Genomic DNA, 20,530 nt, shown 5'->3' with positions numbered 1-20,530 from the left:
GCCTATGCTGACCGTTCTGCTCACCGGATTCCTGACCACCATGGCCCTGGTGGTGGCCATCGGCCCGCAGAGCGCGTTCCTGCTTCGCCAGGGTCTGCGCCGCGACCGGGTGCTGCTGGCCATCGCCTGCTGCTTGGCCGGAGATCTGCTGCTGATTGCGCTGGGCACCGCGGGCGTGGGCGTGATTCTGGATCACGCGCCCTGGCTGTTGGAGGTGCTGCGCTGGTTCGGCGTGGCCTACCTGCTCTGGTTTGCCGCACGTTCGTTCCGCTCCGCCTGGGAGCACCGGCGTGGCATGCGCGGCAACTTCGACGGCGAATCCTCCACTCCGGTGACCGAAACCCTGCAGGTGGTGATGACCTCCAGCGACAGTCCCGAGCCCGGTCACGGCAGCACCGCCCTGGCCCAGCAGGTACAGGTCACCAAAGTCTCCAAGATCTCCACCGTGGCCACTACCGCGCTGACCTTGAGCATCTTGAACCCCCATGCCTGGGTGGACTGCCTGGTGCTGCTGGGCACTATGGCCAACAGCTTCGGGGAGATGAAGTGGATCTTCGCCGCAGGCGCCGTAGTCGCCTGTGTGGTGTGGCATGCCGTTGTGGGCGGTGGCGGATCCGCACTGGCCTCACTGCTGAACAAGCCACGCACCTGGGTGGTGATCGACGCCGCCGTCGGCTTCATCATGCTGGGCGTGGCCACACTCCTGGCACTCAACGGCCTCTAAAGGTCAGCTGACACCGGTTGAGCCGACATCAACCGGCTGACCTCGGCCTCAGCTGAAATCTCGCAGCACCGTATGCGCCGCGTTCCAGCCGGCCATCCCGTGTGCTCCGCCCCCGGGCGGGGTTGAAGCTGAGCCCAGGTACACGCCGTCGACCCCTGTGGTGTAGGGCTTCAGCGGCCGAGCCGGACGCGAGAACGTCTGCAGCACCGTAGGCAGCCCCCCGCTGATGGTACCGCCCACCAGATTACGGTTCCAGGACTGCAGATCCGCCGGGCCCCATACCTTGCGCTGCAGGACGGCCTGCTGAAAATCGGGAGCCTGCCGAGCGATCTCCGCCTCCATCAGCCGCACAGCACGCTCGGTGCCGGCAGCATCAAGACCATAAGGCACGTGCGCATACGCCCACGCCACGGTGCGGTGATCCGGGGTGCGAGTGGAATCTGCGGCAGCGGGCTGCGTCACCAGCACATAGGGCCTGCTGGGCAGCACTCCGCGCGCCACGGCAGCCTCACTGGCAGCAATCTGACCCGCAGATCCGCCCAGATGCACGGTACCTGCCTCGGCAAGTTCTGGGGCGGCCCAAGGAATGGGGCCATCCACCAAGTAGTCCACCTTCACAATGCCGGGCCCATAATCCCAGCGGTTCATCGCCCGCTGGACTGCGCCGGGCAGCCTCAGACCTTCCAAGGCCAGCAGCTGCTGTGGAGAAAGATCCAACACGACGACGTCGGCGGGCTCCTCCGCGGTACGGTGCCGATCCCGCTTGCCTTCGGCCACCCGCGTGCCGCTGATCAGCCAGCCCTGGCGCTGGGCCTTATGCCGGCCTCGCTGGCTAGTCGAGGTCCCATGCAGCCCCTCCACCCGGAAACCGGTCTGCACCATGCCGCCATGTTCCTGCAGCACCTTCAGCAGGGCATCAACAATGCGCTGGGAGCCGCCTTCCATCACCGGCCAGCCACTGGCGTGGGCGGCTGCACCGAGCACCACCCCGAAGACCGAGGTCATCGGTCTACTCAGCGGTGCGGTGGAATGGGCGGCAAGGCCCGCAAAGAGCGCCTGCGCCCTACCGGTGCTGAAGAATCTGCTGGTCACCGCAGCAGGCAGTCCCCCGCGGGTGCCCAGCTGCAGCAGCGCTGAGGTCCTCGCCAGCAAGGATTCAGCCTGCGCCTCGGCGTCCATCCCGGTGCCGGTTCCCCACTCAGCACCGGCTCCGATCCCCACACCGGGTTCGGCAACTATCCCGCGCAGCGAATAGGGCCGGCTCGGCGGGGTGAAGGCCGCCCGACGCACCGCCTCCCAGTTCTCGGCCACCGGCTGCAGCAGCGCCTTCCAACGGCGGCCATCGGCCCCCAGCCCTGCCGCGGTCTCCTCCAGGGAACGGTGCAGCAGAACCGGTGGGCCGTCGTCGTACCCGTGTGCTGCAGGAATCTGCGGGTGTTTCCACGGCACCCCGGGCGCTTCATCAAGGCCAGCAGCGGGGTTCGGGTCGCCGGCCTCAGCCAGGAGCTGCTGGTACGCCGGCGAGGCCAGGTTCAGCGGATGCACGCTGGCGCCCAGATCGCTGATGAGCCCGCTGCCGAAGATCTCAGCCGAGCGCAGCGCCCCACCGGCAGCCTCGGCCGCCTCATAGACCACCACCTCCCAACCGGCCTGGGCCAGCACGCATGCTGCCACCAGCCCATTGGGCCCTGATCCAACGACGGCGGCGCGCATGCTCATCTGCTCATCCTTCTCTTTCAAGTGCTTTGGTGGGCGTGTGTTTGCCGTACTCGTTCCACAACGGCGGCGATGTTTCGGATAAAGACGATCAGCCAGGAGAACAGGATCGCGGCGGCGATCAGCTCCAGGGAGGTCAGATTGTAATAGCCCACCGGCATCCACAGCGCGAACGCGAAGACCAGCCCGAAGGCGGCTAGATAGCTCAGCAGGTAGAAGGTGCTGGGAAAGCCGGGCAGCCAATACGGGATGCCCAGCAGCAGAAACAGGAAGAAGAGCCCGAACAATGCGGTGACCAGCACATGACCATCGTGATGCAGGCTGATGGGGATAAGCCCGACGCCGGCTAAGGACAGTCCCATACCGATCATCGCCACCCGCACCACCATGATCCGTGGGGTGCGCCAATGTCCGCGCACCGCATTGGAGATCCGGGTGCCCAGCGGGAGCTTCCCGCTGTCGCGCCGGTGCTTCTCGGCACGTTCGGCCAACCGCTGCTTGACGGTGCTGCGGGCGTTCTCAGCCCATATCTCTAGATCCCGGGTGATGAACGCCGTCAGGGTGGTGATGATGATTCCCGAGACGATCAGTGTGGTGTTGAAGGTCCAGAAGCTGGTCAGACCGGCCTGGCCGGTGCCCAATTCGGAGAACATCACATGCCACCAGAACGGGTTCTCGGCGAAGATCATGGACACCAGCACGCCAGAGCCCATGAAGATTGCCAGAATGGTGGAAAGCGTGAAGGCGTTGATCCGCGCTCCAGAGTTAAAGCTGAAGTACGCGGCCACGCCGCCGACGATGGCCAGTAGGACCGATCCGGCCAGGTGGTCCACGCGCAGCCCGATGAAGGCCTCTTGGAATACTCGGAACAGCCCCAGGGCGACCATCACGGCAATGGATGAATGCACCACCAGCAGCGCGATGGTGTCCACAAGTTGGCGCAGCCGCGGCCGCTGGCCCAGCCAGATATTGGCAATCCGGGCGTTGAGCGAATAGCCCAGCAGAAATGCCAAACCGGCGGTGACACCACCGACAATTGATGCGTAGAACTGGATGGACTCCTCGCCCGCCAACGGTGGCCGCTGTCCGGGGAAGACGACCAGGCCGGCACCGAGGCCGATGAGCGCGCCTACTATTGCACTCCAGATCGCGCGGGACTCAATGAGCACCTGCAGCCTGGCTTGGACCTCTACCTGAGCCGGCGTCGTCGTGCTGGGATGGGCGGCTTCCTCCGCAGCAGCCAGTGCTGCCAGCCTGCGGGCTCTGCCGTGGGTGCCGAAGGAAGTCACGGCACCACATGTATCAGATCAGCGCTCAGGCGCAACTTAGGCGCCGGTGCGAGCCCTGTTGAAGGAGCGGCCGCGGTCATAGAGTAGGAGCTATGAGTCCTGTGCCGCAGCAGCCTGTCCCAACCGGTGAGGAACCCGGAGCATCCACCCCGGAACAGCCGGAGGAGATCCCCGCCGGTAAACATGTGCGCAGCTACCGCATCACGATTCAGGCACCTGCTGCCGAACTCTATGCACTGGTGGCTGATCCGCACCGGCATCACGAATTTGATGGCTCCGAGACGGTGCGTCCGAGTGCCGTAGGTCCGCACCGGTTAGAGCAGGGCAGCCGCTTCAGCGTCCATATGAAGAAATATGGCGTACCGTACCGGCTGCCGCTCCGGGTCACCCAAGCCGTGTCCCCAGCACCTGGGCGCACCGGGGTTCTGGAGTGGCGCCAGCCCACTGGGCACCGCTGGCGCTGGGAGTTCACTGCCGACGACGACGCCGGCTCGCCTCGGACTGTGGTGACCGAGTCCTATGACGCAAGTAGCCAGAACCGGCTGGTGCGCACTCTGCTCGGAGCAGCTGGCATTCCTGCAGAGAACGCCCGAAGTATCCGAGCATCCTTGCAGCGCCTGCGGCAGAGCTTCTAGCACGCCACTATTCCTGCGGCCGTCGTTCGACGCCCTCAGACTCTTGACTTCTCAGGACCAACCCCTATGTGAGAACTGGTGGTTTGTTCGTCGAGTTGGACATATCCCCTTGTCAGAGCGTTCCACCGCTAGACTGTGTTCGAGGTTCCTGTCACCGCGGGCCGTTCATCTCTGCGGTGCTGCGGGGACCTTTCGTTGCACCGCCCCGTCCGCGCTGCCGTTACCAGCGGTCAAGACGCACCATATTGGCAGGAGAACTGCATGTTCAACGCAGAAGTGAATCGCGCCCTGACGGCCGCCGCTGAACTCATCAATACTGGTGAGGGGCTCAAGAGCGCCAGGCACACCCCTGACACCCTGCACAGCGTCGAGGGGCTGAAGACCTATGTGGCGTCCCAGGATCCCGAGCTTGAGTGGACCACTGCTGATGCCAGCCGCAAGCAGGTGGAGAAAGTCCGTTACTTGCGCGAACAGCTCCGGAAGATCTGGACCGCAGCACCAATCACCGATGAGCAGCCGGTAGAACTCATCAATGAGCTGCTGAAGGGTGTGGGGACCAAGCTTGTTGCCACCGATGGTGATTCCTCCGGGCTGTGCTTTCAACAGCGTCCGGTGCCCTTGTCAGACCACACGGCAGATGTCATGACCGCCACAGTGGCAGCTGCTCTGACGCATCTGGTGGTGGAGCAGGAAACTGGTCGCTTGCGCATCTGCAAAGGCGATGACTGCGAGGCCGCGATCGTAGACCTCACCCGAAACCGGTCCAAGCTCTTCTGCGATTTTGGCAACTGCGCCAACCGGGCCCATGTGCGTGCCTACCGAGCCCGGCAGGCAGCCCGGCGCGGTGAGGAGTCAGCAGCACCGGTGCGCACTGAGGAGCTGGCGGCGGCAGCTGCTGAGCAGAGCCAGGGCAGCGGCCGAAAGCTGGTCAAGCCCTCCGCGGCGGAGAAGGCCGAGTCCATCAACAGGCCGACCTCTGCCAGTGCGATTGCGGCCAAAGAGTTCCGTGACCGTATGCGTGAGGAACTGATGGAAAAGCGTGGGAAGAAGCAGAAGAAGGCCGGCAAGGGCTGACGCTGCCGTTCTCCCACAAACACCCGTTTTGTTTCACCACCGCAGCCGCTGACGCCGTACGTGAAACAAAACCGGTGTAGGAACGGAATGGCTCGCCGGCTACTCGCCGGAGTCGGCGTCGCGACCGTAACGGGGCTCTTCACCCGAGCGGCGAGCTTCCTCCTGCTGCTGGCGGCGCCGCTTCTCACGGCGCTCGGCGACCTGCTGGCGGTAGACCTCCTCAGAGTTGCGGTTAACGCCCGCGCCCTCAGAAAGGTGCTTGGGGTTCTCCCGGGCCGCCAGCTGCAGCATCGAGACGATCAGCAACGAGGCAATAAATGCGATGCCGAAGGCCAGCAGCGCGAGGTTGATCGGGCTGGCGGTGCCACCTGCTGCGTGGTCAACTCGAGGATTATCTGATCCGCCGGAGGACGCGATAAGGGTCACGAATCCCGCCACTGCGGCGAGGATGAAGGAGAAGATCAGCGGGGCCTTCACGGTCTCCAGCAGGGAGCGGCGCCGCTTGGGGTCTTCAGTCACTTCAGTGGGTCCTTTACGCGATGCGTGGATCAGATGCCCCCTCATTCTACGCTTCGTAGAAGAGGGCGACCAGCCGGTTCGGCTCTGGGCGAGATACGCCGGCTCAGGCGGAGCGGCGAACTTCGTGGGTCATCCCGGCAGCATTGATCAGCAGCAGGACCGCCGAGAGGATCATGCCCATACCCGCAATACCGATCACTCCGTGAATATCCAGCCCCCACCAGGCGATCAGCCCGATACCGGTCACCGCCCCAATAGCACCTAGCAGCACGTGGTCACGGGCGGGCACGAACTCAGCGCGCAGCTTCAATCCCGCATAGAGCTCAGCGACTCCGAGAACCAGGAACGCCAGGCCCGCAGCCAGGGCCACCGGCGTCGTCGAACCCACCAGGATGATGACCACGCCGGCCACAAGCCAGGCAGCAGCCCCTACGGCCAGGGCCCCCTGGAGAACCTGCGGTGTGGCCTCCTGCTTGGCGTATTCCCAGATCATGGAGGCAGCAAGCACCAGGAAGCCGGCCAGCACAAAGCGCGCCACGGTCAGGTCGTTGCCGTCCCAGAAATCGACGAACCACGCATTGCCATGCCAAATAATGGTGAAGAAGGCGAATGCGGTGGTGATGCCAGCGCGCAGCCACGTGGGGCGCAGGAGCTGACGGGCGGTCTCCGCGGGAATCTTGGTCACAGCCACGGGCAGGAGTCTACTACCGGTTGCTCAACCGCCGGTGCTGCCGAAGCTGATCAACGAGCCTCACCGAGCACCATCCAGCGTCCTGTGGCGGTCCGCACTCCCAAGGACAGCGCCCGGGCCCCCATGAATACCACGGCAAAGGCCACCCAGAGCCACATGATGGTGCCGAGGCCGGTAGCCTCGCCTGCAACGTCGCTGCACACCGCTGACGGAAGGATGCGCCCGCTGCCGCAGAGGAAATCCCCTCCGGGCTGTGCTGCAGCCACCCACCACAGCACCGGCAGGTAGATGGCCAGGTTCACCAGACCGGCTAATGCCAGGTACCGGACATCGCCAGCACCCATGAGCACCCCGTCGAGCACGAACACATAGCTGGCCAGCGGCTGCGCCACAGCCATCACCAGCAGAGCCGCAGTGATCCCTGCGGCCACCTGCGGGTCTGGAGTGAACAGTCGCGGTGCCCAGGGCGCCAGGGCTGCTGTCACCACACCGGTAATCACACCGAACCCCAGCCCCCAGATGATCATGGTCCGGGTCATCTGCTTCGCGCGCTCCAGCCGGGAAGCTCCAAGTTCGCGGCCGATGAGCGCCTGCGCTGCAATGGCCAGGGCATCCAGCACAAAGGCCAGCGTGGAGAAGATGGTGAAGGCCACCTGATGCGCTGCCAGAGTCTCGGGCCCTAAATCCGTGGCCACCAGAACAGTGGCCACAATGGCAGCACGCAGGGTCACCGTACGCAGCATCATCCAGCTGCCCACACCCGCTGCTCGGCGAAGCGCCTGAGGTTCAGCACCCAGGGGCACCTGATGGGCTCGCATCCGCGGGATGAGGATCGCTAAGTAGACCGCCGCCATTCCCCACTGGGCAATGGAGGTGCCGATGGCAGCACCGGCCACACCCAGGCCCACAGGGTGGACCAGGATCAGGTTCAGCAGCGCATTGGCTGTAAAGCCCGCCGCAGCCACCACCAGCGGGGTTTTGGTGTCCTGCAGGCCACGCAGCATGCCGACGGCGGCAAAGACCAGCAGAATGGCCGGAACCCCGGGCAGGGACCACAGCAGGTAGTCCACGGCGTGGGGGTGAATCTCCCCGCCGCTTCCCATGGCGGTAAGCAGTTGTTCCCCGAAGGCCAGGCCCGCCAGGGCGAGAGCTGCACCGAGGATCAGCGCCAGCCAGAGCCCATCGCGACCAGCGGCCAACGCCTTGGCCATCCGCCCAGCACCCACAAAACGGGCCACCGCCGGGGTAGTGGAGTACGCCAGGAAGATCATGATGCCGGTGACGGTGTGCATCACCGTCACGCCCAGCGCGGCACCGGCGAGTTCAGCAACCCCGAGCCGGCCAATGATCGCAGTATCGGCCAGCAGGAACAGCGGTTCGGCCACCAGCGCACCCAGAGCGGGGATAGCCAGTGCCAGGATCTGCCGGGCCAAGCCACGCGGGTCCTGCGCTGCGGGGTGGGCCGCATCAGGCTGGCGACTGGCGTCGTCGTCGTGTGCTCCCGGGGCCTCCGGACGGCTCACGCCAGCACCGCCGCGCGGATCATCGGTTCCAGCGGGCCGAAGCGCTCCTCCACCCAGGGCAGCAGGAAGTACATATTCACCAGGGACATGAAGTTGTTAAACGCATGAAGCAGCCAGGCGTAAAAGAGGTTCCGTCCGGTCACGATGTAGGCCACGGTGAACAGGATGCCCATGGTTACATACGGGATCACCGTAATCAGACTGAGGTCATCCACCAGGCCCATCAGCGCCGGGATGAAGTGCAGCAGCGGGAAAGTGATCACGGAGATGGCCGCGCAGATCCACACGTTGATATGCCGGGAGAGCTTGCCCACCAGCAGGTGCCGGAAGAAGTACTCCTCCACATAGGGACCCAGCAGGGCAATGACCACGACGGCGGCCAGGAAAGGCACCGCGCTGAGCATCGCCTCGATGGACTGCTGGTTCTCCGACTGGGCCAGTTCCTCCCCTGTGACCATGGAGACCACGGTCACCAGTACCGCATTGAAGATGATCAGCACGACCCAGGCCACGGGGATCAGCAGCAGCTTGAGCCACCACAGGTAGGCCAGGGCTTTGATGGAACGCCACAGCGCGAATCCGGAAAGGCTGAAGGCCACTGCAGCCAACAGTCCGTAGCTGATGGCGTTGAGCAGGAAGAGCCCTTGCTCCTGGACTGTCTGGTCCGCAGAGTTCAGCATCCCTGAGAGCGGGATCAGCGCCAGCAGCTGGATGCCGCCGATGATGAAGCCCACCACATAGAACAGCACCGCACCGAGATCCCACCAGGTGAACCGTCCTGGATCGGAGTCCTGCTGGCGCTTGCGCGGGGCAGGCTGCCATCCCGGCGGAGGGCCATAGCCCTGCGGGGGCTGGCCATAACCCTGCGGCGGCTGGTTTGGGTATCCATAACCGGGCCCCGGGTGTCCTTGCGGCGCGGCACCGTGCCCTCCGGCCCCATAGGGCGGGTTTCCCTGCGGGGAGCCGGGCCACTGTTGCGGCTGGGACTGGGGTGTGGGGCCGTAGGGGTTGGGCACCGGAGGCGGCTGGTGAGCGTTCATCAGGATCAACACTAATGATCCGCAGGCGCCAAGGCATCCTCCCTAGGGCTGAAAGAAACGTGAGCCTTAAGGACATGGAGGCCTGAGTTAGGCACTTAGGCCAGAGCAGCCTCGTCCACTACGCCCTCATTGGGCCCGGCATGCGGACTGGGTGTGACCAGGGTGGCGTTGCGCAGGTCCCGGATGCGCCGGGCCTTCTCCGCCACGGCATGGTCCTCATCACTGATCGGTTCCCAGCGGGCGATTCGCCGCGCCGAGCCGGTGCCATCAGGGGCCACCATCACCGGCAGCCCATAGGCCACCACCTGCGGCTGCTTGTCCCAGCGATCACCAGCGCGCACGCGCACCAGCACGTGCATGGACTTTGAGCCGGTCAGCACCAGGCGGGCATCCACCTCCACCAGGTCGCCTTCGGTGATGGGGCGGTAGAAGCGCACTCCCCCGGTGAGCACAGAGGCGACGTCGTACCCGCAGTAGCGTTCGGCACAGATCTCTGCGGCTAGGTCGATCCACTTCATCACCGCGCCGCCGCGGATCTTGCCGTCGGGATAGCGCTGGTCAGTCTCGGCGATGAAGCGCAGGGTCAGCCCCTCGGAGGTGCCCATGGAGGCCGGCAGCTGCTGGATGGTCTCCTCGATCTGCTTGCGGTGAATCATCCGCTGCGCGGCGTCCACATCCCGGCGTCGCTCCAGTTCTGTACTGGGTGAGAAGGGAGCCACCGAGGTCGGTTCGCCATCCTCGCCGATGGCCACATAGATCATGAAGCACTCAGTGCACACCGTCCAGCCCCCACCCGGCTTGGCGATCAGCACGCGAGTCTGCACGTGCACGCTGGTGCGCCCGGTATGAACCACCCGCGCTTGCACTGTCACCGGAGTATCCCTGGGCACGGGCACGGCAAAGTGCATATTGCCCACATAGGAGGTCACACAGGAGGCCCGGGACCATGACGCGGCACAGGCATAGGCGGTTTTGTCGATCCAGTCGACGACGACGCCGGCGGCCACAGTGGAATCCCGAGAGGTCCCCTTCACCTCTCGGAAGGTGAGTTCAATGCTGGATCTGCGCGCCACACGCACGACGTTAGCACCCACCCGCACAATGGTGTTCGGGGTCACATCCACAAACTCTTTAAACAATGTGGCCTCAGCCCGAAAACTGCCTAGGATGGACCGCGTGCAAGGCCACAACTGTACGTCTGCCCTGACCGACCTCGACCACTTCTGCGTGAGGTAGATATGCACCCCTTCGAAAACCCCTTCCGCCACAGCGCTGAGGCCAAGCGGCACGCGCTGAGACATTTCCGGGCTGTCATCTTCGATATGGACGGGGTAGTCACAGACACCGCGGGCGTGCACTCCAAGGCGTGGAAGGAACTTTTCGACGCCGCCCTGCCGCGGATCGCAGCCGCAGCAGGCGCCCCGGCACAGCCGGAGTTCACCGAGCTGGACTACCTGAACTTTGTGGATGGTCGGCAGCGCCTGGATGGTGTGCGGTCACTGCTGGTGGCTCGGGGCTTAAGCGTCCCGGAGGGCAGCCCGGCAGATGCGCCTGGTGAGCTGACTGTCCACGGCCTGGCGGCGCAGAAGCAGACCTTCTTCGAGGCGGTCCTGAACCGCGACGGCGTGGCAGTCTTCGACACCACTGTGGAGCTGATCCACAAGCTGCGCCATGACGGGATTCCGATCGCCCTGGTGACCTCCTCCCGGAACGGGCGTGAGGTGCTGCGCCTGGCGGAGCTGCTTGATGTCTTCGATGTCATTGTGGACGGCACTGATGCTGCGGACCTGGGTCTGCCCGGCAAACCGAACCCTGATATGTTCCTTCACGCCTCGGCGCTGCTGCGCGTAGAGCCCGAGGACGCCATCGTCATCGAGGACGCGGTCTCTGGTGTTCAGGCCGGACGGGCTGGTAACTTCGGCATGGTGGTGGGCCTGAACCGCGGCGATGACCCGCAGCGGCTCAAGGACGGCGGCGCCGACATTGTGGTCAAGGACCTGTCAGTGGCAAAACTCGCCACCCGCACCACCAAACCCTATGACCCCAACTGGGTACTGTCCTATGATTCCTTCGAGCCGAAGGAAGAACCCACCCGCGAAGTGCTGATGGCTATGGCTAACGGCTATTGGGGCACCCGGGGCTCCTACCCAGGCTCCAGCGCCGATGCCACCCATTACCCGGGCAACTACATTGCCGGTGTCTTCAACCGGCTCAAGACCGACATCATGGGCAAGACGGTGGAGACCGAACATATGGTCAACATCCCCGACTGGACCTTCCTGCAGATCGTCCCCGAGGCCGGCAACCCGTTGGTGCCGGGCTCCCCTGAGCTGATCGACTACTACCAGGAACTGGATATGCGCCGTGGTCTGGTGACCCGCGTGGCTCGCTACCAGGATCTGCACGGACGGCGCACCAAAGTCACCATCCGGCAGTTCCAGTCCCTGGCCGGAGTCCACCTGGCCGCGATGGAGGCCAAGGTCGAGGCCGAGAACTGGTCAGGCAATATCAGCGTTCGCTCGATGATCGATGGCCGCGTGGCCAACCGAAACGTCTCCGCTGATCGCGAGCTTGCCGGTAACCATTTGGAGCCGGTGGACTCCCGTGAGATCGACGGGCAGACCGTTCTGTTGGAGACCCAGACCAACCAGTCCAAGGTGCAGATTGCGGTGGCAACTCGCACCACCGTCAACACCAGCTCCCACCCGATGCGCCGTCCGGTCATGGAAGGTGACCTGGTGGCCGGTCATGACATCTCGCTGAGCCTGGAAGCGGGGGTTCCGGTCAAGATCGAGAAGATCGCCGCGGCGTCGAACTCTCATGACCCTGCCATCTCCACGGTGTGGCACAACGCGGTCAAACGCGTGCAGCGGGCCAGCAGCTTCCGGGAAATGCTCACCTACCACGAGGAGATGTGGGGCGCGCTGTGGCACCGCTTTGCCGTCTCCATCGGCCCAGGCCATTCACGCCAGCAGCTGGCGCTGAATCTTCATACCTTCCACGTGCTGCAGACCGCCTTCGGTGCGCGCCGGGACTTGGACGCCTCCCTGGGTGCCCGCGGGCTCCACGGTGAGGGCTACCGTGGCCATCTCTTCTGGGATGAGATGTTCATGTACCCGATGCTCACCCTGCGCCGCCCTGAGCTGACCCGCGGCATTCTGATGTACCGTTACCGCCGGCTCGGCGAAGCTCGAGCAGCGGCTCGCGCCGAGGGCTACGCAGGCGCGATGTTCCCGTGGCAGTCCGGCTCTGATGGGCGCGAAGAGACCCCCACCGAATTGTGGAACCCGCGGTCCCAGATGTGGATGCCGGATAATTCCCACCGGCAGCGCCATGTCTCCCTGGCCATCGCTTACTCGGTGCTGCAGTACTTCGAGGCCACCCAGGATTACACCTTCCTCTCCGATTACGGCGGGGAGATGCTGGTGGAAGTCGCGCGGTTCTTCGTCTCCATGACCACCTACGACGCCGCGGCCGACCGGTATGACATCGACGGTGTCATGGGCCCGGATGAGTACCACGACGGTTATCCGGACACGCCTGGTTCGGGGCTGCGCAACAACGCGTACACCAATGTGCTGACCTCCTGGGTGCTGCGGCATACCGCACGGCTGGTCCGTGAGCTGGACAGCCGCGATGATCCGCTCTCCGAATGGCTGGACATCTATGAGGATGAGCTCAACGAGTGGGACCACATCTCGCAGCGGCTGCGGATCCACTTCCATGAGGACGGCGTGATCAGCCAGTTCGCCGGTTATGAGGAACTGCTGGAGTTCGATTGGGAGTCCTACCGCGCCAAGTACGGCAATATTGGCCGCTTGGACCTGATCCTGCAGGCCGAAGGGGATGCCACCAACCGGTACAAGCTCTCCAAACAGGCCGATGTGCTCATGCTCTGCTACATCTTCTCTGCCTCCGAGCTGGTGGGGAACCTCGAGCATATGGGCTACCAGCTGAGCATGGACGAGTTCGGCAAGACTGTGGAGTACTACCTGGCGCGCTCCAGCCACGGCTCCACCCTCTCGCGATTGGTGCACGGCTGGGTGGCCGCCCGGTTTGACCGCGCAGGTTCCTGGAACCTGTTCAAAGAGGCGCTGGAGGCTGACCTTTCAGATACTCAGGGCGGCACGACCCGCGAGGGCATTCACCTGGGTGCGATGGCCGGGACCGTGGATATGGTCATCCGCTGCTACGGCGGTGTGGAGACTCGCGCTGATGCACTGTGGCTGCACCCACTGCTGCCCGATGAGCTGCCTGAGGTCACCTTCCGGATGCGGTACCGCAACCAGCCGATCCTGGTGCATATCAACCACGAGCATGTGACCCTGAATCTCTCCGAGGGTTCGGCTGAGCCGATCGACGTCAACGTGGAGGGCAAGCCCAAGCGCCTGAACCCCGGCGAGGTCTGGACGGTGAAGCTGGAGCACTCCGCCCGCGAGCATCAGCGGGCCCGGACGACAGTCTGAGCCGCTTACCCTGACCCCGCCGACGACGGCGCTGTCGGGTACTCCACCGTGGCTCAGGCGGCTTTGACTGCTGTTGCGCGGAAGGTCCTCTCGATCTGCTCCAGGCTGCGCTCCTTGGTCTCCGGGACCTTCCACAAGGTGAAGAGGAACGCGGTGGCGCAGATCAGTGCGAAGCCCGCGAACACCCACCCCACCCCGAAAGCAGCCAGCACTGTGGGAAACAACAGGGAGACCAGTCCGTTGGCTATCCAGTGAGCGGTGGTCACCACGCCCATTGCGGCTGCACGGACGCCCAGCGGGAAGATCTCTCCCAGCACCACCCACACCAGGGCGCCCCAGCTGACCTGGAACAAGAAGATGAACACGCCCAGGCACACCAGGGTGATGACCCCCAGCGGACCGAACCCGTCAGGGGCGGGCATGGTGAGGTTGACCGCAGCCAGCACCGCCAAGCTCACTGCGGTTCCGGCGGCACCCACCAGCAGCATGGGACGACGCCCCCACCGGTCGGTGTAGGTGATGGCCACCCAGACCGCCAGGATATTCAGCGCACCGATGATCAGGTTGGATCCGATGGCGCCCTCGTCGGAGAAGCCCACGTTTTGAAGAGTGGTGGGAGCGTAGTAGAGCACGGCGTTGATGCCCATGATCTGTTGGTAGACGCCCAGCCCGAACCCGACCAGCAGGATGGACAGCACCCAGGGCTGTCTCAGAGCCCGCAGCCCGCCGACGCCGTCGTTCTCCTCCTGCATTCTGACGGCGTGGATCTCGGCGAGCTCGTAGCTGGCTTCCTCCGGTGTGCGGTCTCGCAGCAGCAGTTGGTGGGCTTCTTCCTCTCGGCCCTGCCGCACCAGCCAGCGAGGGGTCTCTCGCACCGCAAGCAGCCCCAGGGCGAACAGCAGGGAGGGGATCACGGAGAGGCCCAGCATCCACCGCCAGGACTCCACGGGCGCGAAGGCCACACCGATCAGGAACCCCAGGAACTGACCGATGACGATCGCCAGCACGTAGAACGCGGTGACTCGGCCACGGATGCGGGCCGGAGACATCTCGGAGAGGTACACCGGCAGCACGACGGCGGCCAGACCGGTGCCCAGGCCCACCATAAGCCGGAAGCTGAAGAGCACCTCGGTGGTGGGGGCCAGGGCCATGCCCACCGGAGCGATGGTGAACAGCACTGCGGTGATCATGAGCACCACACGTCGGCCGTATCTGTCGGAGAGTCGTCCGCCCACACCGGCACCCAGGACCGCACCGACGGCCAGGGCGGTGACGATTCCGCCCTCGGACCAGCTGTCCAGGGCAAAGTCCCTGCGCAGGTAGACCAGTGCTGCGGAGATGACACCGGTGTCATAGCCCCAGTTCAAGCCTCCGAGGGCGCCGAAGAGGTAGATGAGCAGCCCGCTGTTTTTGGTGGATCTCACAGAGATGCACTTTAGCCCCTGTCGACGCGGAGCCTCCACGTTTCACCTGCCCAGCAGGTAGGTGCCGTTTCTTATGCCGTGAACCTGCCACCCAGCCTGCATCAGCGGGTGCATGGTCTCTCGCAGAGCGGTGCGCCATTGGGCTGAAAGCTCAGGCTGAGATTGTCGCATCGCAGGAATATCCGCCGGAATCTGCAGTCCAACCACGCCCGCAGCGCCGACTGCTTCCGCAATGTCATTACCCTGGGCATACCGCAGCGGGGCGCCGTCGTCGTCTGGTCTCAGCAGCAGCAGCAGCTCCGGCTCTGCGCTGGAACGCGGAGCCATCTGGAGCAGATCCCAGGTGATCAATGCCCGGTCGCTGCCCTGCCCTGCGTTGGTCCCATCACGCATCTCTCCATAAAAATGCGGCAGGTACTCGGTGAATCGGGCGCCGAGCCGGTTGAGGTTGAATCCAGCGTTACGGGCAATCAGCGGATCAAAGGTCCACTCCATGGTGCGGACCCCGCGCTGTAAGCACCAGGTGCGCTGATCCAGCTTCATCGCCGCCCCCACACCGGTGCCCACCGCATGGGCAGCTACTCCGGCAATATGAGAATGCATGAGGCTGGCCTGCGGAGCCCCGAAGAATCCCACGGTCACGCCGATGAGCTCATCACCGGCATAGGCCCCGCCGACGTAGTTGCCGGCGTGTTCCAGCGCCACCAGCAGACCCGGCTCCATAGGGGTCTCACCCTGTCCGTCAGGGTTCCAGATGCGGTGCAGCAGCTCAGCGGCATCCATCGCCTGCTGGGCTGTGCTCAGCTGGGTCACGACGACGCCGGCAGCGGCTGCGGCCTGTCGGGCTTGGTCTGCGGCGGCCTGCAGCTTCAGCTGGAGATCCACGGAACCAGATGTCATTGCAGCTGATCAGTCCAGCTTGCGGGCCATCAGTCCGGCCAGCAGGGCAGTGCGCGGTGCGATGTGCTCCACCAGCGCATGCTCGTGTTCAGCGTGGGCGCCGTCGCCCACTGCTCCCATGCCATCCAGGGTGGGCACACCCAGAGCCGCAGTGAAGTTGCCGTCGGAGGCCCCTCCGACCTCGACACCCTTCAACTCCGGCAGTCCGAGTGTGGCTGCCAGTTCCTGGGCTTCGGCGAAGAGCCCTTCCGCGGCCGAGCGCTCCATGGGAGGACGGTTGATGGACCCCAGCACCTCCACTTCAGCGCCCGCCATACTGGAGGTCAACTGACGGATCTGCTGGTCCACTCGCTCCTGCTCGGCGATGCTGGTGGCTCGGGCATCCACGGTGACCTGTGCGCGGTCCGGCACGGTGTTCGTCGTCGTGCCGGCGGTGATGACCGTGGGGGTGACCGTGGTACCAGCCTCGGGATCACCGAGTGCTTCAATCTCGGGAAGCAACAGTCCTAATGCGATGCCTGCGTTGATGCCCTTCTCCGGCTCAAGGCCGGCGTGGGCGGCGCGGCCGTGGACTACGACGTCGTAGTTGGAGGTGCCCTTACGGGCGATCTTCAAAGCGCCTGCGGCAGCAGCTTCGAGCACAAAGGCCGCGCGGGCGCTGCGGGCCTCATCCTCGATCAGCTGACGCGAAGAGATGGAGCCGACTTCTTCATCTCCGGTGACCAGGATGCTCAGGCCATCAAGGCTATGGCCTTTCTCCTGCAGCATTGCGGCCGCATGCAGAGACATCACCACACCAGTGAGCATGTCGAACACTCCGGGACCGCGCAGCACTCCATCTTCATGGGTGAAGGGCTTACGGGCCAGGGTCCCGTGCGGCCACACCGTGTCCTGATGGTTGACCAGCACCACCTTGGGGGCGCCCGCACCGAACCGCAGCCGCAGGTGGGTCACGCCGTCGATCTCCACGGTTTCCGGGGTGACACCCAGCCGCTCAGCGGTCAGCGCGGCGACCTCGGCTGCACCGCGGGCCACCGCCGCCTTGTCCTCAGATGGTGTCTCCACCTCTACCAGGCGCTGGATATCGGCCAGCATCTGCGGCAGCCGAGCAGCGGCGGAGTCAAGGATTTCTGGGGTCACATCCGTCATGGCGGCCTTTCCTCGGGTCTGGATCACATCCATCCTGCCACGTCTCACCGCAGCGCACCCCACCTGCGCAATATTGACACCTTGCCTACCTCGGGGGCGATTGCGTTAAGTGGGGTGCGCTGCGCGCCGGAAGACGCGCCTTTCGGCTACCCAAAGATGCCGACCAGCGCGAAGTAGAAGACGCTGGGGCCCAGCAGGCACCCGAGCCCGGTGTAGAAGGTCGCGGTCATAGCGCCATAGGGCACTAACCGTTTGTCCGTGGCCGCCAGTCCCGCGGCCACCCCGGAGGTAGTTCCCATCAGGCCCCCGTAGGCCATGGCTGACTTCGGGTTGTTCAGACCGATCAGCGGAGACGCCACAGGTGCCGAGCGGGCTGCCCGCGAGCATGTGCTGGTCCAGGTCAAAGAGTTCAGTCAGCTGGTCAGCACGTGGCGCCGGCTCTCTGCCGGGGCACACTCAGCCAGCGGATAACTTAAGCGCAGGGCTCCCGCGAGCTGCGAAGACCCCGAGGTGCGAAGACACAGCGCAAAGGCCTCAGGCCTGGCGTCGGGTTGAGGGCCGGTTCAAGGGACGACGACGGCCTTCAGCGAGTTGGGCTCACGGCGCACCAGGGTCAGCGCTTCCTCGGTCTGCGGCAGATCGAAGCGGTGGGTCAGTACCGGAGCCACCTGCACAGCACCGGAGGAGATCAGCTCCAGAGCTGCCGGATAGCAGTTCCGGTAGCGGAAAACACCGGAGACAGTGAGCTCTTTGCCCTGCAGGGCGAAGACTTCCAGGGGAAGCTCATCAGATCCCATGCCGATCACCACAGCACGCCCTGCCCTGTCCAGGGACCGCATACCGGCCTTGAACGCCGGTGCTGCTCCCGAACATTCGAAGAGCACATCAAAGCTGTTCGTCGCTAATGCCTGATCAGCACGGCGTGCGTCGAATCCGAGCTCGCGGGCCACCTCCAGCCGGAAGTCAGAGAGATCGGTGACGGTCACCGAGCTGGCGCCGAAGGCCCGTGCGGCCTGGGCGGCAAAGAGCCCCACTGGTCCGGCACCGGTGACTAACACCCGGTCGCCCACGCTGACCTCAGCCTTGCGGCAGGCCCATACGCCTACAGAGACCGGCTCAGCCATCGCAGCCTGTTCAGCCGTCAGCCCGGCAGGCGCTGGGTGGGCGAAGGCGGCGTCATGCACCACGTATTTGGCGATGGAACCATCCACCGGCGGGGTGGCGAAGAACTGCACATCTGGGCAGAGGTTGTATCTGCCGGCCAAGCACTGGCGGCAGGACTTACAGGGCACACCCGGTTCAAGCGCCACGAGCTGACCGAGACGAGTGGGGTTGGGCTGACCCCGTTTGGTAGGTCCGGTGGTTGTGTGAGTCGTCCTGTTGCCCGGGGGTCCGGGCAGTGAGACTGGTCAGATCATGACGAACAGCAGGAAGCGTCACACCTCGGAGCAGGTCGTCCGTAAGCTCGGGCAGGCCGACAGGATGCTCGCGGGCGGTAGCGACATCGCCGGGGTGTGTCGAGAGCTCGGAGTGTCCGAGCAGACGTACTACCGGTGGCGGAACCAGTACGGCGGGCTGAAGGCCGACGACGCGAAGCGGCTGAAGGAGCTCGAGAAGCAGAACGCCACGCTCAAGCGGCTGCTCGCCGAGGCAGAGCTCGAGAAGGCCGCGCTCAAGGAGCTGGCTGAGGGAAACTTCTAGGCCCGGGCAGGCGCCGCGCCGCCGTCGACCACCTCAAGCGCAAGCTGCGGGTGAGCGAACGAATGGCGTGCCGTCTGGCCGGGCTGAGCAGGTCCGCATACCGTCGCCCGCTCCAGGGTGAGACGACAGCCGACCCGGACCTGGCGTTGCGGGACTGGCTGCGGGCGTATGCGAAGAAGCACCCGCGGTGGGGATACCGCAGGGCCTACCACGATGCCCGCGGCGAGGGGTGGGTCGTGAACCACAAGAAGATCCAACGGCTCTGGCGCGAGGAAGGGCTGCGCGTCCCGCAGCGGCGTCGCCGCAAACGCGTTGGGTCTTCGACCGTCGACGCCCCGGCAGCGGTCGCACCGAACCTCGTGTGGGCGGTGGACTTCCAGTTCGACGCGGACGAGCAGGGCCGTCCGATCAAGATCTGCTCCATCGTCGACGAGCACACCCGCGAGTGCATCGGCGGGCTCGTCGAACGGTCGATCACCGCGGACCGGCTCACCGCCCACCTCGAGGACCTCGTCGCCGTCCGCGGCGCCCCCGCGGTGCTCCGATCCGACAACGGCCCCGAGTTCATCAGCGACGCGATGGCCGACTGGGCCGGCACCCGCACCGGCCTGTTCTACATCCCGCCCGGCTCGCCCTGGCACAACGGGTACGTCGAGTCGTTCAACAGCAGGCTCCGCGACGAGTGCCTGAACATCAACAGCTTCTACTCGCTGCTCCACGCCCAGGTCGTGATCGGCGACTGGAAGACCGAATACAACCACGACCGCCGGCATTCATCGCTCGGCTACCTCGCACCCGTCGACTACGCTCGGCAATGCACCCATCAATCGGAAACCGACGACTCGCACAGCGACCGGACCGAATGAAGGGGGCGGCCCAGCCTCCCCCGGCATCTCGGGGGAACGTTCACAGTGTTCTCACGCGAAGGGACGCTGCTGCACGACGCGGAGAAGAGGTGCCAGGCCGCCCCGCAACACCGCGCGGGTCCCAGGATCACCGAGAGGCTGCCGCCGAATTCGATGGCCGGGCCGAGTGATTCGACCCATGAGGGCGCCGGTCCCGGACTCACCCCCTAGGGGCGGAGCCGACATGCGGCGACGGCGCCACCCTCGCAAGGGTGACGCGTCGCTCGGCCGGGCTCGGCGATGCAGGCCCGCCACAGGTGGGCGTGGTGGTGATGGCCACGCCCACCTGTGGTCGCTCAGGAGCGGGCGAAGAACATCTGGTTGACGGACTTGTTCGCACCCCAGGCGGAGGTGGGGCGGGCGCCCTTGCCGAGCTCCCACGCGATCGTCACCGAGCGACCACGCGTGATGGAACGCAGGCGCGAACCGGTGTGCACGTCACCCACACGCGAGGACGTCTTGGCGTTGATCACGGCCATGACCTGCGCCTTGCTCGCGTCGGCGGGCACCCGCACCGTCACGAACTGCCAGTTGTTCGCGCCCCAGAGGGCGCGGTCCTCGCGGTAACGCAGCACGCCGTCGTCGTCGAGGCGCGCCACGACCCGGGCCTGAGCCGCGGTCTTGGGCATGTACCGGTCCACCTGGAAGGTGCGCTGCACCGCCTTCACTGCGGGGACGCTCGGACGGGTCGTCGGGCGCGTGGTGGGCGTGGTCGTGGGGCGCGTCGTCGGCGCGGGCACCGTAGTCGCGGGCGACGTGGGCCGCGGCGTGATC

Annotated in this window: 18 protein-coding genes; 5 read left to right on the top strand and 13 right to left on the bottom strand. The window is 65.2% G+C overall.

The genetic code is table 11. The annotated features are described in order from the left end of the window. The first annotated feature begins 4 nt into the window (after positions 1 to 4). The gene (locus TX78_RS09555; protein WP_049897753.1) at positions 5 to 724 is read left to right on the top strand and encodes a LysE/ArgO family amino acid transporter; all 720 of its coding nucleotides are present in this window, start codon (positions 5 to 7) and stop codon (positions 722 to 724) included. Between the two features lie 48 nt (positions 725 to 772). Here the strand turns inward: TX78_RS09555 and TX78_RS09550 are convergent, their stop codons facing one another. Both TX78_RS09550 and TX78_RS09545 read right to left on the bottom strand, forming a co-directional pair. Next, on the bottom strand, positions 773 to 2,443 hold the full coding sequence (locus TX78_RS09550) for a phytoene desaturase family protein (protein WP_049897752.1): 1,671 nt from the start codon (positions 2,441 to 2,443) through the stop codon (positions 773 to 775). Positions 2,444 to 2,460: 17 nt separating this feature from the next. Beyond that, a complete protein-coding gene (locus TX78_RS09545; RefSeq protein ID WP_044495764.1) occupies positions 2,461 to 3,729 on the bottom strand; it encodes a hypothetical protein in 1,269 nt (422 codons plus the stop codon). A 92-nt stretch (positions 3,730 to 3,821) separates the two neighbouring features. Between TX78_RS09545 and TX78_RS09540 the strand changes: the two genes are divergently transcribed. Together TX78_RS09540 and TX78_RS09535 are read left to right on the top strand one after the other, a co-directional pair. Beyond that, positions 3,822 to 4,364, top strand: a complete 543-nt coding sequence (locus tag TX78_RS09540) for an SRPBCC family protein (protein ID WP_049897750.1) — start codon at positions 3,822 to 3,824, stop codon at positions 4,362 to 4,364. A gap of 261 nt (positions 4,365 to 4,625) precedes the next feature. After that, positions 4,626 to 5,438, top strand: a complete 813-nt coding sequence (locus TX78_RS09535; RefSeq protein WP_049897749.1) for a CGNR zinc finger domain-containing protein — start codon at positions 4,626 to 4,628, stop codon at positions 5,436 to 5,438. Between the two features lie 99 nt (positions 5,439 to 5,537). Here the strand turns inward: TX78_RS09535 and TX78_RS13980 are convergent, their stop codons facing one another. The 5 genes from TX78_RS13980 to TX78_RS09505 all read right to left on the bottom strand — a co-directional run bounded on the left by TX78_RS13980 (position 5,538) and on the right by TX78_RS09505 (position 10,329). Then, positions 5,538 to 5,957 carry a hypothetical protein gene (locus TX78_RS13980; protein WP_044495761.1) on the bottom strand — a complete coding sequence of 140 codons (420 nt, stop codon included), beginning with the start codon at positions 5,955 to 5,957 and terminating at the stop codon, positions 5,538 to 5,540. Between the two features lie 103 nt (positions 5,958 to 6,060). Next, positions 6,061 to 6,648, bottom strand: a complete 588-nt coding sequence (locus TX78_RS09525) for a hypothetical protein (protein ID WP_044495758.1) — start codon at positions 6,646 to 6,648, stop codon at positions 6,061 to 6,063. A 50-nt stretch (positions 6,649 to 6,698) separates the two neighbouring features. Then, positions 6,699 to 8,081, bottom strand: a complete 1,383-nt coding sequence (locus tag TX78_RS09520) for an MATE family efflux transporter (RefSeq protein ID WP_044495875.1) — start codon at positions 8,079 to 8,081, stop codon at positions 6,699 to 6,701. A gap of 86 nt (positions 8,082 to 8,167) precedes the next feature. After that, positions 8,168 to 9,211 (bottom strand): CPBP family intramembrane glutamic endopeptidase, encoded by a 1,044-nt coding sequence (locus tag TX78_RS12735; protein ID WP_147640464.1) that lies wholly within the window; start codon positions 9,209 to 9,211, stop codon positions 8,168 to 8,170. 95 nt (positions 9,212 to 9,306) lie between these two features. Continuing rightward, complete coding sequence (locus tag TX78_RS09505; RefSeq protein ID WP_158644326.1) at positions 9,307 to 10,329, bottom strand: acyl-CoA thioesterase; 1,023 nt, start codon at positions 10,327 to 10,329, stop codon at positions 9,307 to 9,309. A gap of 120 nt (positions 10,330 to 10,449) precedes the next feature. Here TX78_RS09505 and TX78_RS09500 point away from each other — a divergent pair, with 120 nt between their 5' ends. Beyond that, positions 10,450 to 13,677 carry a beta-phosphoglucomutase family hydrolase gene (locus TX78_RS09500; RefSeq protein ID WP_044495753.1) on the top strand — a complete coding sequence of 1,076 codons (3,228 nt, stop codon included), beginning with the start codon at positions 10,450 to 10,452 and terminating at the stop codon, positions 13,675 to 13,677. Between the two features lie 53 nt (positions 13,678 to 13,730). On the opposite strand, the gene TX78_RS09495 is transcribed toward TX78_RS09500, so the two are convergent. The 5 genes from TX78_RS09495 to TX78_RS09480 form a co-directional block, all read right to left on the bottom strand. Beyond that, positions 13,731 to 15,101, bottom strand: coding sequence for a sugar porter family MFS transporter (locus TX78_RS09495; RefSeq protein WP_044495751.1), 1,371 nt, complete (start codon positions 15,099 to 15,101; stop codon positions 13,731 to 13,733). Between the two features lie 42 nt (positions 15,102 to 15,143). Next, complete coding sequence (locus tag TX78_RS09490; protein WP_044495749.1) at positions 15,144 to 16,001, bottom strand: hypothetical protein; 858 nt, start codon at positions 15,999 to 16,001, stop codon at positions 15,144 to 15,146. Between the two features lie 9 nt (positions 16,002 to 16,010). Continuing rightward, positions 16,011 to 17,150, bottom strand: a complete 1,140-nt coding sequence (locus TX78_RS09485; protein WP_069956269.1) for a M20 family metallopeptidase — start codon at positions 17,148 to 17,150, stop codon at positions 16,011 to 16,013. Between the two features lie 146 nt (positions 17,151 to 17,296). Continuing rightward, entirely contained in the window at positions 17,297 to 17,554 is a 258-nt protein-coding gene (locus tag TX78_RS13275; protein WP_233722229.1) for a hypothetical protein, read from the bottom strand. A gap of 159 nt (positions 17,555 to 17,713) precedes the next feature. Continuing rightward, entirely contained in the window at positions 17,714 to 18,550 is an 837-nt protein-coding gene (locus TX78_RS09480; protein WP_081652710.1) for a zinc-binding dehydrogenase, read from the bottom strand. A gap of 16 nt (positions 18,551 to 18,566) precedes the next feature. Here TX78_RS09480 and TX78_RS09470 point away from each other — a divergent pair. Then, positions 18,567 to 19,717 (top strand): IS3-like element ISAar43 family transposase gene (locus TX78_RS09470; protein WP_096257316.1). Its coding sequence is split into 2 segments (ribosomal slippage): positions 18,567 to 18,837 and positions 18,837 to 19,717, totalling 1,152 coding nucleotides; the frame shifts between segments, so codons are not numbered across the junction. A 335-nt stretch (positions 19,718 to 20,052) separates the two neighbouring features. On the opposite strand, the gene TX78_RS09465 is transcribed toward TX78_RS09470, so the two are convergent. Continuing rightward, positions 20,053 to 20,530: hypothetical protein (locus TX78_RS09465; protein ID WP_222704268.1), on the bottom strand; the 478-nt coding region annotated here is incomplete at its 5' end.

It is taken from the genome of Nesterenkonia massiliensis (assembly GCF_000455245.1).
Taxonomy (GTDB): Bacteria; Actinomycetota; Actinomycetes; order Actinomycetales; family Micrococcaceae; genus Nesterenkonia; species Nesterenkonia rhizosphaerae.
The sequence above is the reverse complement of the archived record's forward strand: the minus strand, read 5'-3'. Positions and strand labels throughout refer to the sequence as shown.